At 61.8% G+C, this 13,571-nt stretch carries 16 protein-coding genes; 4 read left to right on the forward strand and 12 right to left on the reverse strand.

The window, feature by feature from the left end; translation table 11 throughout:
* Positions 1 to 135 precede the first annotated feature (135 nt).
* From pal to HUS57_RS11965, 11 genes are all read right to left on the reverse strand, one after another.
* Complete coding sequence (gene pal / locus HUS57_RS11915; RefSeq protein WP_173934024.1) at positions 136 to 657, reverse strand: peptidoglycan-associated lipoprotein Pal; 522 nt, start codon at positions 655 to 657, stop codon at positions 136 to 138.
* Positions 658 to 847: 190 nt separating this feature from the next.
* Entirely contained in the window at positions 848 to 2,164 is a 1,317-nt protein-coding gene (gene tolB / locus HUS57_RS11920; protein WP_173934026.1) for a Tol-Pal system beta propeller repeat protein TolB, read from the reverse strand.
* A 43-nt stretch (positions 2,165 to 2,207) separates the two neighbouring features.
* Positions 2,208 to 3,272 (reverse strand): hypothetical protein, encoded by a 1,065-nt coding sequence (locus HUS57_RS11925; RefSeq protein ID WP_173934028.1) that lies wholly within the window; start codon positions 3,270 to 3,272, stop codon positions 2,208 to 2,210.
* Positions 3,273 to 3,274: 2 nt separating this feature from the next.
* Positions 3,275 to 3,727: a protein TolR gene (tolR, locus tag HUS57_RS11930; protein ID WP_173934029.1), complete on the reverse strand. Its 453-nt coding sequence runs from the start codon at positions 3,725 to 3,727 to the stop codon at positions 3,275 to 3,277.
* Entirely contained in the window at positions 3,727 to 4,455 is a 729-nt protein-coding gene (gene tolQ / locus HUS57_RS11935; RefSeq protein ID WP_173934031.1) for a protein TolQ, read from the reverse strand. The genes tolR and tolQ overlap by 1 nt, the downstream gene beginning before the upstream one ends.
* Positions 4,456 to 4,701: 246 nt before the next feature.
* A complete protein-coding gene (gene ybgC, locus HUS57_RS11940) occupies positions 4,702 to 5,160 on the reverse strand; it encodes a tol-pal system-associated acyl-CoA thioesterase (RefSeq protein ID WP_173934033.1) in 459 nt (152 codons plus the stop codon).
* Between the two features lie 36 nt (positions 5,161 to 5,196).
* A complete protein-coding gene (gene ruvB / locus HUS57_RS11945; RefSeq protein WP_173934035.1) occupies positions 5,197 to 6,237 on the reverse strand; it encodes a Holliday junction branch migration DNA helicase RuvB in 1,041 nt (346 codons plus the stop codon).
* Positions 6,238 to 6,349: 112 nt separating this feature from the next.
* Positions 6,350 to 6,970: a Holliday junction branch migration protein RuvA gene (gene ruvA / locus HUS57_RS11950; protein WP_173934037.1), complete on the reverse strand. Its 621-nt coding sequence runs from the start codon at positions 6,968 to 6,970 to the stop codon at positions 6,350 to 6,352.
* Positions 6,967 to 7,482, reverse strand: coding sequence for a crossover junction endodeoxyribonuclease RuvC (gene ruvC / locus HUS57_RS11955; protein WP_173934039.1), 516 nt, complete (start codon positions 7,480 to 7,482; stop codon positions 6,967 to 6,969). The genes ruvA and ruvC overlap by 4 nt, the downstream gene beginning before the upstream one ends.
* A gap of 72 nt (positions 7,483 to 7,554) precedes the next feature.
* A complete protein-coding gene (locus HUS57_RS11960; RefSeq protein WP_173935176.1) occupies positions 7,555 to 8,085 on the reverse strand; it encodes a DUF1465 family protein in 531 nt (176 codons plus the stop codon).
* Positions 8,086 to 8,477: 392 nt separating this feature from the next.
* Positions 8,478 to 9,317, reverse strand: a complete 840-nt coding sequence (locus HUS57_RS11965; RefSeq protein WP_348640571.1) for a sulfite exporter TauE/SafE family protein — start codon at positions 9,315 to 9,317, stop codon at positions 8,478 to 8,480.
* 88 nt (positions 9,318 to 9,405) lie between these two features.
* Here HUS57_RS11965 and HUS57_RS11970 point away from each other — a divergent pair, with 88 nt between their 5' ends.
* The 4 genes from HUS57_RS11970 (at position 9,406) to HUS57_RS11985 (ending at position 12,558) form a co-directional block, all read left to right on the forward strand.
* Entirely contained in the window at positions 9,406 to 10,068 is a 663-nt protein-coding gene (locus tag HUS57_RS11970; protein WP_173934041.1) for a thiamine phosphate synthase, read from the forward strand.
* A complete protein-coding gene (locus HUS57_RS11975; protein WP_173934043.1) occupies positions 10,065 to 11,027 on the forward strand; it encodes a tetratricopeptide repeat protein in 963 nt (320 codons plus the stop codon). The genes HUS57_RS11970 and HUS57_RS11975 overlap by 4 nt, the downstream gene beginning before the upstream one ends.
* 145 nt (positions 11,028 to 11,172) lie before the next feature.
* Positions 11,173 to 11,736 carry an elongation factor P gene (efp, locus tag HUS57_RS11980; protein WP_173934045.1) on the forward strand — a complete coding sequence of 188 codons (564 nt, stop codon included), beginning with the start codon at positions 11,173 to 11,175 and terminating at the stop codon, positions 11,734 to 11,736.
* A 27-nt stretch (positions 11,737 to 11,763) separates the two neighbouring features.
* Positions 11,764 to 12,558: an inositol monophosphatase family protein gene (locus HUS57_RS11985; protein WP_173934047.1), complete on the forward strand. Its 795-nt coding sequence runs from the start codon at positions 11,764 to 11,766 to the stop codon at positions 12,556 to 12,558.
* A 2-nt stretch (positions 12,559 to 12,560) separates the two neighbouring features.
* Here HUS57_RS11985 and HUS57_RS11990 read toward each other — a convergent pair whose 3' ends face one another.
* Positions 12,561 to 13,463 carry an NAD-dependent epimerase/dehydratase family protein gene (locus HUS57_RS11990; RefSeq protein ID WP_173934049.1) on the reverse strand — a complete coding sequence of 301 codons (903 nt, stop codon included), beginning with the start codon at positions 13,461 to 13,463 and terminating at the stop codon, positions 12,561 to 12,563.
* Between the last annotated feature and the right edge of the window lie 108 nt (positions 13,464 to 13,571).

Below are 13,571 nucleotides of genomic sequence, written 5' to 3' on the forward strand. Positions count from 1 at the left end.
TAGACGGCTAAAGTGGCAGCTCATCCACATACTGGACCCGGATTCGTGGCCGCCCCCTGAGTGTGAAAGGGAGCAGGTGCATCCGGTTGCTTAGGCCATGGGGAACTGTCCAGCAGCCAGCAGGCAATATGCTGATCAGCTCCCGGCACCATTAAGCACGGTCACGGCGCGGCGATTCTGTGACCAGCAGGAAATGTCGTCACAGACGGCAACAGGCCGCTCCTTGCCGTAGGATATCGTGCGAATGCGGTTTGCCGCGACGCCCCGCGAAACCAGGAAGTCGCGCGCAGCGGCAGCGCGGCGGGCGCCAAGGGCCAGGTTGTATTCGCGGGTCCCCCGTTCGTCTGCATGCCCCTCAATCGTGATCGAATAGGAGGAGTACTGGCTTAGCCATTGCGCCTGGCGCGCCAGTGTCGCCTGCGCATCGGCGCGGATGACAGAGGAGTCCGTATCAAAGAAGATGCGATCACCGACGGAAACCGTGAATTCCTGGCTCGAACCCGGTGTGGCTGCCCCCGGTCCGGCCATTCCTGAGCCAAGGCCCAGATCGGCCGCCGTGTTGGGAACCTGAGTGTTAGAGCGACACCCGGCAATTGCCAGAACGGCCACGAGGACGATTGCGGCGGGACTTCTCGTCAGGGCTGCGATGCGGCGCATGGCCGGCACTCCTTGAGATTTGAACGAATCTTCAGACGCTAGTAACCATGGCTCGGTTAAGGTGCGCTCAACAAAGACGGTTAATGATTTCTTGCATTGCGCGGACACCCCTGCAGAAACCCCTCGCGCCCGATTCGGAAGGTAGCTGCAAATACGGCTGAAAGGCGGCAGCCTCACCTGACGCTCCATTCTATTTGAGAAGAGGCGACCACGCCGGGTCCGATCCGTAGTGCGGAGTCGGGACGGGCTGTTCGTTGCGCCCCGTCAGGTCGATCGAATACAGCTTCGGGCCCTGTGCCCCCGCGTCCTGACGGAAGAACATGATGACGCGGCCATTGGGCGACCAAGTGGGGCCTTCCTGCAGATAGCCTGCCGACAATATGCGCTCGCCAGAGCCATCCGTACGCATCACACCTATCTGGAACTCGCCCCCGCTTTGCTTCGTGAACGCGATAAGGTCGCCACGCGGCGACCAGACCGGCGTTGAATAAGTGCCGTCACCAAAGGAGATGCGGCGCTGGTTGGAGCCGTCGGCCCCCATGAGGTAGATCTGCGCGCGGCCGCCCCGGTCTGAGGTGAAAACGACCTGCGAGCCGTCGGGCGAATAGGAGGGAGAAGTGTCGATGGCGTTGGTATCTGTAAGCCGGGCTGTGTTGCGCGTTCTCAGATCCATCGTGAAGATGTTGGAGTTGCCGTCGTTGCGCAGCAGACTCATAATGACCTTGTCGCCGTTGGGCGAGAAGCGCGGCGCAAATGTCATGCCCGGGAAATTGCCGACCAGTTCCCGCTGTCCGGTCTCCAGTTGGAGCAGATAGACCTGCGGCTCGCCGCTTTCATAGGACATATAGGTGATTTCCTGCCGCTGCGGCGAAAAGCGCGGCGTCATTACGATGGAGCGGCCATCGGAGAGATAGCGGTGGTTGGCCCCGTCCTGATCCATGATGGCCAGCCGCTTTACCCGATTGTCGCGCGGCCCGGATTCCTCGACATAGACGATGCGGCTGTCGAAATAGCCTTTCTCGCCAGTGAACTGCTCGTAGATCGTATCTGCAATGATGTGCGCGATGCGGCGCCAGTCGCGCGGGGCGGCAAAAAACTGCTCCCCTACGAGCTGCACACCGGCAAAAGTGTCCCACAGGCGGAATTCGGTTCGGAGCCGCCCGTCCGGCTCCTGCGTCACGCGGCCCGTCACGACAGCCTGGGCGTTGATGACCCGCCAATCCTCGAAACGAGGCGCAACGTCTGGATTGGAGATCTTTTCGATAAAAGCGGCCTTGTCGATGGGCGCAAAGAGGCCGGAGCGGCGCAGGTCTGCTGCGACCACGCCCGCGATTTCAGCTCCCTTGCCATCGCCTGAAAGAAAATCCGTGATGGCAACGGGGACGGGCTCGACAACACCCCGGTTGATATCGATCTCGACCAGGGCCCTGGCCGGCAGGGTCACCGTGACCATCAGCCCGAGAGCCAGGCTGGCAATGACCATGGTCGCTTTTAGGAACTTCTGCATCAGCTCGTGCCCTTTGACTTTCAAACGGTGAGGAGGCGGTAGATCAGAACATATCCGATGGGTCAAAATGGACGATGACGTCAGCCCAAGCATTGTATTTCTCCGCCGGCAGGTTGTACGGCGCGCATTGAAGAATAGCGCGCCGCGCCGATTCAGCAGCAGCCCGGGCGACCCCGCTGTTTGCGGCATCGAGAATTTGTGGGCTGCCCTCGACCGCGCCGCTCGGATCAAGGCGGAATTTAAGCGAAACTCTCAAATTCTCTGCATCGAGCGCTCCCGCGGGCACGTTCCAGCAACGCTGGATCTGGCCGCGCAGAGCATCCATCTCGCTCTGCGTGAGGCGGTCGCCCCCGGTCGTCTCTCTTCCGCCGAGCGCAGCCTCTTCGGTGGAGCGTTTCGCGCCACCGCCCGAAGCCTGCTCCTTGTTGAGGAGCGCGGCGACCTGATCAAGAAGCTGCTCATCCTTCGGCGGCTCTTTTCTTGGTTGCGCCTGCTGCTGCGGCTTTGCTGGCGTTTCAGTTACCTCACGCTCCGGCGCCTTGGCGATCTGTGGCTTTGGCGGCTGCGGCCGCGCCTGCGGCAAGGGCGCTGATGTTGGCAACTGCACGTTCTCGCTCTCGGCATTTTCGGCCACGAGAGGCTCCGAGGCAGGGTCAGGATTTATCTCCTGGCGCGGCTGTGACACCGACTCGCGCTCGGCTGCCGGAACCGGCACTTCCTCGGCTTCTGCCCGCTTCGGCTCCTCAATGGACTTCTCTGCCGGTGCCGGCTGCGGGGACTCTGCGGGCGGTGGCTCGGATGCATGTTCGACGGGTCTCGGCTTAGCTTCTGGCGTCGGTGGCGGCTTCAGATCGGTATCAGCCTCGCCCACCTTCCTCGCATCCTCGACCGGGTCCGGCCGGCGCGTCGGCTGGGGTGCCGGGCGCGGAGCGGCAGCCGCGTCCTTGTCTCCTTCCTGCAACTGCGAAAGATCGCTGATGGGAACGATATCAACCGGCAATGCCTCGACATCGGCCACCTCAAAGGCGCGCGGAGCCGACATCGAGACAAGCCCGAAGCCAAGCACCACCGCGTGGAGTGTGACTGACGCTGCAAGACCGGCCTTCATGGTCAGCCGTCCTGTTCCTGGAGCGTAACGAGGCCCAGATTGCGGAAACCAGCGGCAGAAATGCGTGCCATGACTTGCATTACAGTGCCATAATCTGCCGCACGGTCGCCGCGCACATAGATGCGCTCATCATAACCTGCCCCGGCAATTGCCTCGAGCTTCGGCACCACCTCATCGAGCGGGATCTCCGTCTCCTGGAGATAAATCAGGCCCTCGCTATTTACGGAAACAGTGATGGGCTGCGTTTCGGCATTCAGCGCCCTTGCCTGCGTCTCCGGCAGATCGATTGGAACACCTACCGTGAGCAGCGGCGCGGCCACCATGAAGATGATGAGCAGCACCAGCATCACGTCGACGAACGGCGTGACATTAATCTCCGACATCAGGGCGTGACGGCGCCCACGGCGTCTGCGCCCGTTACCCCTGTCTCCGCTTGAAGCCAGTGATGCGCCCATCAGGCATACTCCTCGGCCCGTGCCTTGGGAGCGACCTTTTCATCGATTTGCCGCGACAGTATGGCGGAGAATTCGTCGGCAAAGCCTTCCATCCGGGCAGCCAGCTTGCCTGCGTCCGAAGACAGCTTGTTGTAGGCAATGACGGCGGGGATCGCCGCCAGCAAGCCCATGGCGGTGGCCAGCAGGGCCTCGGCAATACCCGGCGCCACTACCGCCAGATTTGTGGATTTGGACCCGGCAATCGCCTGGAAGGAGGTCATGATGCCGACCACGGTGCCGAAGAGACCGATGAAAGGCGCGGCAGATCCTATGGAGGCGAGGAAGCCAAGCTTGCCTTCAAGCCGCTCCATCTCGCGGGCAAGTGCCAGGTCCATGGCCTTGTCAATGCGCATCTGCAACCCGAGCGGTGAGCGAGCGCCTTTCTCGAAGCTCTTCTTCCACTCACGCATGGCAGCCACGAAGATGGAGCCCATGCCGCTGGTCTTGCGATCGGCAAGGGAGCGGTAAAGCTCTTCCAGTGACTGACCGGACCAGAAGACCTGCTCGAACCGGTTGAGCGACATGCGCATGCGCGCATAGGCAAGCATTTTGTCCACGATGATCGCCCAGGTCCAGATGGAGGCACCGACCAGGCCGATCATGACCAGCTTCACCACCCAGCCGGCTTGCCAGAACAGCGCCCAGATGGACAAGTCCCCACCCGGCGCGGTGAGCGCTACACTTTCCATGAATTATGTCCCTTGCAAAATCCGGGCATCGATGCCGATCCGTCCCGCCCTCGCTTCAGCCGATAAGCTGCGCCGCCCCCGGCGGGCACCCTTCGTGTCCTTCTTCCGATCAATTTTGGTAAAAGGAAGGCGCGAATGCCGCGGGTATCGGCATTCTCATGACGCCGGCATGGTTAATTTTGCGTTACGGGAAGGCGTCAACAGGAGGAAGTACTAGCGGGGAACATGCAAACAGATCCGCGGGCTCTACTCCGGCCTACGAAGAAAGGCAGGTGCCCACTCTTTGGGGAAGCGGCGCGGCTTGCCCGATGCGCCCATGATCGCTGCCTCCACCTTTGCCTCTACCAGCAGGGCCTCCTCGCGCATAAGCTTCTGCGCCATCAGGATGCGAGCGCCCGATATTCTTTCCACTTGCGTCTCGACGGTTAAAATGTCGTCGACGCGCGCGGGCTTGAGAAAGTCGATCTCCATGCGGCGCACCACCCAGGACAGCTTTTCGCCATGCTTGCCGTCTGCAAGTTCCGTATGGTGGACACCGGCGAGCCGGAGGAAATCGGAACGTCCCCGCTCAAGGAACTCCAGATAGCGGGCGTGGTAGACGACGCCCGTGAAATCCGTATCGGCAAAATAGACGCGCGCCTTCAGCCGATGGCCGGTCTCGGTCAGCTCGCCGCTGATGCCGACAGCCAGCGCATCCTCAGCCATCGCTTTCTTCCCTGGAATGGCTATGCAACAAGAATGCTACTCTCCCTCCTGAAAAAGGCTGATCTGTGCTTTTGCGAGTTCCTTCGGGGGATTGAGCCCCAGATGCTTCCATGCCTTTGCCGTCAGGATCCGCCCGCGCGGCGTGCGCTGGATGAAGCCCTGCTGGATAAGGTAGGGCTCGATGATATCCTCTATAGCGTCGCGCGGCTCTGAAAGCGCAGCGGCAATGGTCTCGACTCCAACTGGCCCACCGCCGAAATTCTCTGTGATCATGGAAAGGTAGCGCCGATCGAGCTGGTCGAGGCCAAGCGCATCGACCTCCAACCGCGAAAGAGCTGCATCGGCGATTGCTCGCGTCACCTTCTCGGCACCGGCAACGGAGGCGAAGTCACGCACCCGCCGCAGCAGTCTACCGGCGATGCGCGGCGTGCCCCGCGCCCGGCGCGCGATCTCTTCCGCGCCATCGTCGCTAAGCGGCAGATCCAAAATGCGCGCACCACGAGCAACGATCGCCTTCAATTCATCTACCGTATAGAATTCCAGCCGCACCGGAATGCCGAAGCGGTCGCGCAGCGGCGTTGTCAAAAGCCCCAGCCGTGTCGTCGCAGCGACAAGGGTGAATTTCGCCAGATCGATCTTCACCGAACGGGCCGCCGGGCCCTCGCCGATGATGAGATCGAGCTGGTAGTCCTCCATGGCAGGGTAAAGGATTTCCTCCACCGCCGGATTCAGCCGGTGTATTTCGTCGATGAAAAGGACGTCGCGCTCTTCCAGATTGGTAAGCAGCGCCGCAAGGTCGCCTGCCTTGGCGATCACCGGTCCAGACGTCGAGCGGAAATTGACGCCAAGCTCTCGCGCCATGATCTGCGCCAGCGTCGTCTTGCCAAGGCCAGGCGGACCGACGAAGAGCACATGATCAAGCGCTTCGCCCCGCGCGCGTGCAGCCTCCACGAAGATCTTGAGGTTGGCGCGCGCTGCCTTCTGACCGACAAACTCATCCAGTGTCTGCGGCCGCATGGTGGCGTCCGCATCCTCTCCCCTCTCGGCTGCCGAGACAATTCGACCGGCATCGCTCATGCTGCTGGCTCCCGGCTCTGAGCGCAAATGCCCGTATCCACCGCTGGGTCCAGCAAGTGCCGCTCGCTAGGAAAAGCCAGAGGGAAACGGAATGCATGGCAATTTTCAAACATCAACGCGCCAGTTCCTTCAACCCCAGCCGGATAAGCGTGCCGGCATCCGCTTCCTCGCCGGCTGCCTTCAAGGCGGCTGCCACGGCATTCGCCGCCACATCTCGCGAATACCCCAGATTGGCAAGCGCGGAAACAGCATCCGCGACCGGCATAGCGGCGATACCCTCACCGAGGTCCTGTTTCAGACCGATCGTGGCTGCCGCTTCTCCGGCCAGGGCGGGCGCCTTGCCCTTGAGTTCCGTGACGATGCGCTCGGCAACCTTGCGTCCGACGCCCGGGGCGCGCGCCACCATCGCCAGATCCTTCAACGCGATGGCATTGGCAAGTTCGGAAGGGGAAAGCGTTGACAGCACCGACAGCGCCACCTTGGCGCCAACCCCCTGGACATTGTTCTGCAGGAGGCGAAACCACTCCCGCTCCAGAGCGCTCTGGAAGCCGTAGAGGCGTATCATGTCCTGTCGCATATAGGTCTCTGTGAAGAGGGTGGCAGCACTGCCCACGTCCGGTAAGGAAGAGAGCGTGCGCGACGAGCAATATGCCACATAGCCTACCCCGCCCACATCGATGACGCAGTGATCCTCGCCGATTTCGTCGACGATGCCCTTGAGCTTTCCGATCATGGCTGGGATTCCAGGGCCAACCTTGCAGTGACGGACTGGCGATGATGGGCGTGGCAGACGGCAATTGCGATGGCATCGGCAGCATCATCCGTGTCAAAGCGTGCCTTGGGCAAGAGAACCTTCACCATCATGTGAATCTGCCTCTTTTCTCCGTGGCCGACGCCGATGACAGATTTTTTAACCGCGTTGGGCGCATATTCGGCTACCGGCAGGCCGGCTCGCGCTGGCACCAGCATGGCAATGCCGCGCGCCTGACCGAGCTTCAGCGTGGCTACGGCATCCCGGTTGACGAAGGTTGCCTCCACTGCCGCTTCGTGCGGCATGTGCGCGCTAAGGACCTCCGCAAGCCCGTCGTGAATCTGGCACAGCCGCGCCGCCAGTTGCGCCTTGTCGTCGGAACGCACTGTACCAGCCGCCACAAAGCGGAGCGAATTGCCGAGGGTATCCACTATCCCCCAACCCGTGCGCCTCAAACCTGGGTCTATGCCGATAATGCGAATCGTGCCTGCCATAGCGCTAGCATAGCGGGCGGCAGTTCCATTGCCACCACGCAACGCGGATGTCACGAGCGATGCGGTGCAAATTCAGCCTTCGCCGAAAGCCGTCTGCAAGAGCGTAATCTGATCCGACACGGGATTGCGGCTCAACGCCGGGTCGAAGCTGTCGCCCTGTTCCGACCCGTAGATTTCCGCATCCATACGGCGGACGAGCGCTTCAAGCCGCAGCGAACGCTTTACAAGGTCGCGGAACGCCTCAGGAAGATCCATCCAGCCAGGTGCGGACTCTTCGGCAGATGCCGTGTCCAGCCGCACCTTTGCCTTTTCAATGGCAACCTGCTCACGCGTCATTTCGCCCGAATTGGCAGCACGCTGAAGCAGCAGCCAGGATGCAAGCTGCATGAGACGCGTCGTCAAGCGCATGGATTCGGCCGCATAAAGCCCTGCGATGTTCCGCGGCAGCGCCCTTGCGGCAATTCGCCCCTCGCCGTCCAGATACTCCGCCGTTTCCTCGACCAGCCCCATCCCTTCGTCATAGAGCGGCTTGAACAGGGGAGAGAACACTCTGCGTTCTGCAAGCCTGATCATTGTTGCGCCACCCGTGGCTCCGGTCACCATTTCTGCTCCGCCTGCCATTCCGGCGTGCCTTCAAGCGCACGCCGCCAACCCGTTATCTTCGATGGCAGCAAATTGCGTCCGGCGGCGGCCGAACGCAAGCCCCTGCTTAACAGTAGGTTAACAGCAGAGCCGGCGCAAAAAAAGAGCCGCAGGCGGCGGCTCTCAGGAGTTTAACAGGGAGGCGTCAAACAGAATGGCTCCAGCCACTCGGTAAGATCCAGATCACTGGATAACACAGTTAACCCATATAAAGCTTAATGGACCCTTAACGAGGCAGAGCAACCGCGAAAAAACTCCTGTGGAAACAGGTTCGTCGCGACAGCCGGGCGGGCCCGCTCCGCGCTGGTACGCCAGCCGATCTTCCGATTCTTCCTCGTCGACCGGCTGCCCCCTCACCAGGCACCAATTCCATGCATGCCGTCATGGATCAGCTTGACGGAGATGACGAGCATCAGCCCGTACATGAGTGGATAGAAGACCTGCACACTCATCCGCCGGACCAGCCGCGCCCCCGTCAGTGTCGCGACTGGGGCTATCGGCATGAGGATGAGCGCAGCGACGAGATTCTCCGAATCAAGCTGTCCGAGGGCGAAATAGGGGATGAGCTTTACGGCATTGACGACGGCGAAGAAGATGACGCTGGTGCCCGTGAAAAGCACCGGATCGCGCTTCAGCGGCATCGCGTAGATCTGGTAGGGCGGCCCGCCGGCATGCGCGAGGAAACTGGTGAAGCCGGATACCGATCCCCAGAAGAACCCTTTGGCAGCGTGATGCTCGCTCACAGGCTCCCTGCGCCTGACCCTGCCGATCAGCCAGCGCATGAAGAAGAGCAGCGTGATCCCGCCGATGATGAGGCGCACATGGTCCGCGGTGACCACTGTAGCCGCCAGCCAGCCAATGCCGATGCCAAGCAAGGCTCCCGGAAGCATGATGCTGAGGAGCCGTACTTCAAATACCCCGCGCCAGGCCCAAAGAGAGACGATGTCCATGACGATCAGGATTGGCAGCATGATCGCAGCCGCTTGCACCGGCGCAACCACGAGCGCCATCACGGGAACGGAGAGTACGCCCAACCCGGCAAGGCCGCCCTTTGCCAGTCCGGAAAGGATGACCGCTGGGATTGCAGCCATATAGAAAAGTGGATCGGTGAGAATGGACATCATGATGAAAAGACCGCGTGCCGCCAAGCCATAGCCGTAGGCGCGCATCTTGGCGAGAGCTTGCCGCGCCAATTTCGAATCGGTCTTGTAGAGGCGCGGTCAGTTGTCTATGCCCAATTCAAACCGGAAACCGCCTTTACATATCGTTGGGCGAGGAAAGATGAGCGAAACGCCCGTACCAAATCGCTGCCGTGTCGTGCTGATTGCCCCGCCGATGGCCGGGGACTCCGTCGAGCGTGTCGGGGCGGCGCTTACAGGTGGCGATGTTGCCTCTTTGATTATTCCCGCATACTCGATGAACGAAGCGGATTTCCAGACCTACGCGGAGCAACTTACCCGGCGCGCGCAGGAGGTAGGCGTCGCCGTGATGGTTGCGGGAGAGCCGCGCATCGCCGCCCGCGTCCGCGCCGACGGCATTCATGTGGAAGCCTCCAAAGCCAAGTTGGGAGAGGTGATCGCGAAGTACCATCCGAAGATGATGGTTGGCTGCGGTGGCGCGAAAAGCCGCGACGATGCGCTCGAATTGGGCGAGGTCCAGCCGGACTACATCTTCTTTGGCCGCTTCGGATATGATGTGAAGCCCGAACCGCATCCGCGAAATATTGCTCTGGGGGAATGGTGGTCGCAGATGATCCGCATACCCTGCATTGTGCTTGCCGGTTCGCAGATTGCTTCTGTGGTGGAGGTCGCGCGGACGGGCGCCGATTTCGTTGCCTTGGGTGAAGCGGTCTTCGGTCCGGCGGTCCTACCCCAACGGGCCATCGGGGAGGCAAACGCATTGCTGGACCGTCACGCGCCCAGCTTCTCGGAAGCAGGCTCATGAAGGTGTTTCCGGCCGCGTTGCTGTGTCTAGCCGTGATGCTCGCAGGGGCTCAGGCTGCAGATGACAGCAAGGCTGGCCGGCCGACATCTCCCCTGTCGGCTGGGGAGCAGGCAATTGCCCCGGACCCTGCCCGCTTCGGCAAATTGCCGGATGCTGCATTCGGCGCTTTCCAACGCGGACATTATCTCACCGCGCTGGAGCTAGCCAGGCCGCGAGCCGAAGCGGGAGACCCGGCAGCACAGACGCTGATCGCGGAGATCCTTGCCCGCGGCCTCGGCGTCCGGCGCGACGTCGGAGAGGCGGCCAGATGGTATGCCCGGGCCGCGGAGCAGGGAGACCCCGAGGCTCAACTGCAATATGCGCTCATGCTGATCGACGGGCGGCTGGTGAAGAAGGATCGGGAGAAAGCTTTCGAGCTGATGCGGAGCGCCGCCGAGGCAGGCAAGCCGCTCGCCCAGTTCAACCTTGCGCAGATGCTTGTGGAGTCAGGCGCGGCGGCCGACGAGGCGGTCGCATGGTACGAGCGCGCCGCCAATGCGAACTTGCCTGACGCACAGTATGCTATGGCGCAGATTCTGGCGCTCGGGTTCGGAAGTAAGCGCCGGGACGAGGCGGCAGCCCGCGCCTGGCTGGAGCGGGCCGCTCGGCAGAACTACGATACCGCCCAACTCGACCTTGGCACCTGGCTGGTGGAAGGCCGCGGCGGCGAGCCGGACCCCGAAGCGGGTTTCGGCTGGCTGCAACGCGCTGCGGAAAGTGGCAACGTCGCCGCCCGTAACAGGCTTGCAAAGCTTTACCGGGCAGGAATCGGCACGGAAGGCGATCCGGTTCTCGCTGCGGCCTGGTATATCTCGGCGCGCCGGGCGGGCTTGAGAGACCCCGAAATGGAGGATTTCATGGCAGGGCTGACGGAAGAGCAGATCCAGGAAGCGCTGCGCGAGGCGAACGCGCTGCAGTAGTTCGCCGCAAAAAGGCAAAGCGCAGCGACACTCCAACCTGCCGTACTTCCTTCCCCCGCTCGACTTGCTTCGGCAACCATTTTGTGGTCTTGGAAGCGCCAGTTGAGCCGCCGAGCACGGCGTCGGAGAATCGGGACAGACAGTTATGAAGATCAACGGAAACGAAATCCGCCCCGGCTACGTCATCGAGCACAATGGCGGCCTCTGGGTTGCGGTCAAGACCAATCACGTCAAGCCGGGCAAAGGCGGCGCGTACAACCAGGTGGAACTGAAGAACCTGATCGACGGGACCAAGCTCAACGAACGTTTCCGCTCCGCCGAAACGGTGGAGAGGGTCCGCCTGGAGCAGAAGGATTTTACGTTCCTCTACGAACAGGGTGATTCCCTGGTCTTCATGGATTCCGAGACCTATGAGCAGCTCGAACTGCAAAAGGACTTTGTTGGCGACCGCGCGTCCTTCCTGCAGGACGGCATGACCGTGACGGTGGAACTTTATGAGGACAAGCCTATCGGCATTTCGCTGCCGCCGCAGGTCACGCTAGAGGTGGCCGAGGCAGATCCGGTGGTGAAGGGCCAGACAGCCGCTTCCTCCTATAAGCCCGCAGTGCTGGAGAATGGCGTGCGCATACTCGTGCCGCCTTTCATTTCAGCCGGAGAAAAGATTGTCGTCGACACGGACGAGATTACCTATCTAAGACGCGCCGACTGATGCATTTGAAAGGAACGGGTACCGCTCATGGCGCGTTCGGCCATCATCAATGTCATGGTCCAGGCCGCGATGAAGGCTGGCCGGTCGCTGGCCCGCGACTTTGGCGAGGTCCAGAACCTGCAAGTCTCACTCAAGGGGCCGGGTGATTATGTAACCCAGGCTGACCGCCGGGCAGAGGAAATTCTCTACACGGAGCTTTCGCGGGCCCGGCCCGGCTATTCCTTCCTGTTGGAAGAGCGGGGCGTGGTGGAGGGCGAGGATGCTCAGCACCGCTGGCTCGTAGACCCGCTGGACGGGACGACGAACTTTCTGCACGGGCTTCCTATCTTCTCGATCTCCATCGCACTCGAACGCCAAGGGCAGATCGTTGCCGGGGTGATCTACAATCCGGCGATGGACGAACTTTATACGGCCGAGCGCGGCGGCGGCGCATTCCTGAATGACAGGCGCATGCGGGTGGCAGCGCGCCGGGAGCTTTCCGATTGCGTGATCGGCACCGGCATTCCCCATCTTGGCCGGGGGCATCATGGCCGGGCACTGGTTGACCTGCGCAACGTGATGGCCGAGGTAGCGGGCATCCGCCGCTTCGGCTCAGCAGCGCTCGACCTTGCCTATGTCGCCGCAGGCCGCATGGACGGCTTCTGGGAAGACGGGCTGGAGCCCTGGGACCTGGCCGCCGGCATATTGATGGTGCGCGAGGCTGGCGGGTTCGTGACGGACCGCGCCGGCAAGCAGAATATGCTGGAGAACGGCTCCATCGTCGCCGGCAATGAAGCGCTCCACCGCGCCCTTCTCAAGACGCTGCAAAAACAGGCAGGCTGAACTCAACGCGAAAGATAGAGCCGGCCTGACTGCGCAATCGCCTCCAGTGTCTTTTCTGGCGGCGCCCAGTCGAACGCCTTCATGAATGGCGAGGGATCGAGGATCAGGTCGTCCAGCAGGGAGGTAGCGCTTGCGGTTGTCCCCGTCACCCGCGCAGCCAGGCGCAACATTCGCGCTGGCACAGGAAAAAGACGCGGCGGAAGGCCCATACCCGCCCTGAGGCTGGACAGGATTTCGGCAAGCGATACAGGCTCCCGATCGCTGATTTCATAGATGCCGCCTCCTTCGCCGCGCAGTCCTACTTCCAGCGCAGCCCCTATTGCGTGACAGAGATTGCCGACAGCAAGGAGTGAGCGGCGATTTGCCACCGCCCCGAACGGAAGGGGCAGCCCGCTAGCAGCGATGCGCTGCAGCCGCCGCCAGTTGCCCGGCGCGTCATGGCCATAGACCAGTGGCGGGCGAAGCACGATCGCGGTCCTGCCGCTACGCGCAAAGCGCAGGACATGCTCCTCGCCAGCACGCTTTGAGGCTCCATAGGTGGCCTCGTGTGGCGTCTTGGCTGCAGTGCGCGCGGCGATGCTGCTGACGAAAATCACAACGCCTACTCCCGCGGCCTTGCAAGCCTCTACCAGGGTCTGCGTACCCGCATCATTGACGGTGTAATAGTCACTTGCCGCCACTACCTTCCGGTGAGCCAGGCCCGCCAGATGAATGACCGCGTTCACATCTGCAAGGGCGTCTTCCCAGCGGGTCTCCGGCCCAATCTCGCCAATCGGTACGAACCGGGCTTCCGCCGAACGAAGACGCCTTCCCGCTTCCACGATGCGATGGCCGCTGGCGGCTAGTGCAGGCGCCAGATGACGTCCGACGAAGCCGGTCGAACCGGTCAAAAGGATCTGCGCCATGGTCTCGCCCTAAGGTTTATACAGGCCCTTTGGATTTTACCCTTCAGTGCGGTATTTCAATTTCGTCACAATTCCGTTTAGAGTCCGATCAGTTTCAGGCAAACCGAA

Origin of the sequence: Chelativorans sp. Marseille-P2723, assembly GCF_902809845.1 — a bacterium.
Taxonomy (GTDB): Bacteria; Pseudomonadota; Alphaproteobacteria; order Rhizobiales; family Rhizobiaceae; genus Chelativorans.

Bases quoted from the DNA above. Each gene is read 5' to 3' on its own strand.
- pal (WP_173934024.1), bottom strand. From the start codon at position 657: ATGCGCCGCATCGCAGCCCTGACGAGAAGTCCCGCCGCAATCGTCCTC.
- tolB (WP_173934026.1), bottom strand. From the start codon at position 2,164: ATGCAGAAGTTCCTAAAAGCGACCATGGTCATTGCCAGCCTGGCTCTC.
- HUS57_RS11925 (WP_173934028.1), bottom strand. From the start codon at position 3,272: ATGAAGGCCGGTCTTGCAGCGTCAGTCACACTCCACGCGGTGGTGCTT.
- tolR (WP_173934029.1), bottom strand. From the start codon at position 3,727: ATGGGCGCATCACTGGCTTCAAGCGGAGACAGGGGTAACGGGCGCAGA.
- tolQ (WP_173934031.1), bottom strand. From the start codon at position 4,455: ATGGAAAGTGTAGCGCTCACCGCGCCGGGTGGGGACTTGTCCATCTGG.
- ybgC (WP_173934033.1), bottom strand. From the start codon at position 5,160: ATGGCTGAGGATGCGCTGGCTGTCGGCATCAGCGGCGAGCTGACCGAG.
- ruvB (WP_173934035.1), bottom strand. From the start codon at position 6,237: ATGAGCGATGCCGGTCGAATTGTCTCGGCAGCCGAGAGGGGAGAGGAT.
- ruvA (WP_173934037.1), bottom strand. From the start codon at position 6,970: ATGATCGGAAAGCTCAAGGGCATCGTCGACGAAATCGGCGAGGATCAC.
- ruvC (WP_173934039.1), bottom strand. From the start codon at position 7,482: ATGGCAGGCACGATTCGCATTATCGGCATAGACCCAGGTTTGAGGCGC.
- HUS57_RS11960 (WP_173935176.1), bottom strand. From the start codon at position 8,085: ATGGTGACCGGAGCCACGGGTGGCGCAACAATGATCAGGCTTGCAGAA.
- HUS57_RS11970 (WP_173934041.1), top strand. From the start codon at position 9,406: ATGAGCGAAACGCCCGTACCAAATCGCTGCCGTGTCGTGCTGATTGCC.
- HUS57_RS11975 (WP_173934043.1), top strand. From the start codon at position 10,065: ATGAAGGTGTTTCCGGCCGCGTTGCTGTGTCTAGCCGTGATGCTCGCA.
- efp (WP_173934045.1), top strand. From the start codon at position 11,173: ATGAAGATCAACGGAAACGAAATCCGCCCCGGCTACGTCATCGAGCAC.
- HUS57_RS11985 (WP_173934047.1), top strand. From the start codon at position 11,764: ATGGCGCGTTCGGCCATCATCAATGTCATGGTCCAGGCCGCGATGAAG.
- HUS57_RS11990 (WP_173934049.1), bottom strand. From the start codon at position 13,463: ATGGCGCAGATCCTTTTGACCGGTTCGACCGGCTTCGTCGGACGTCAT.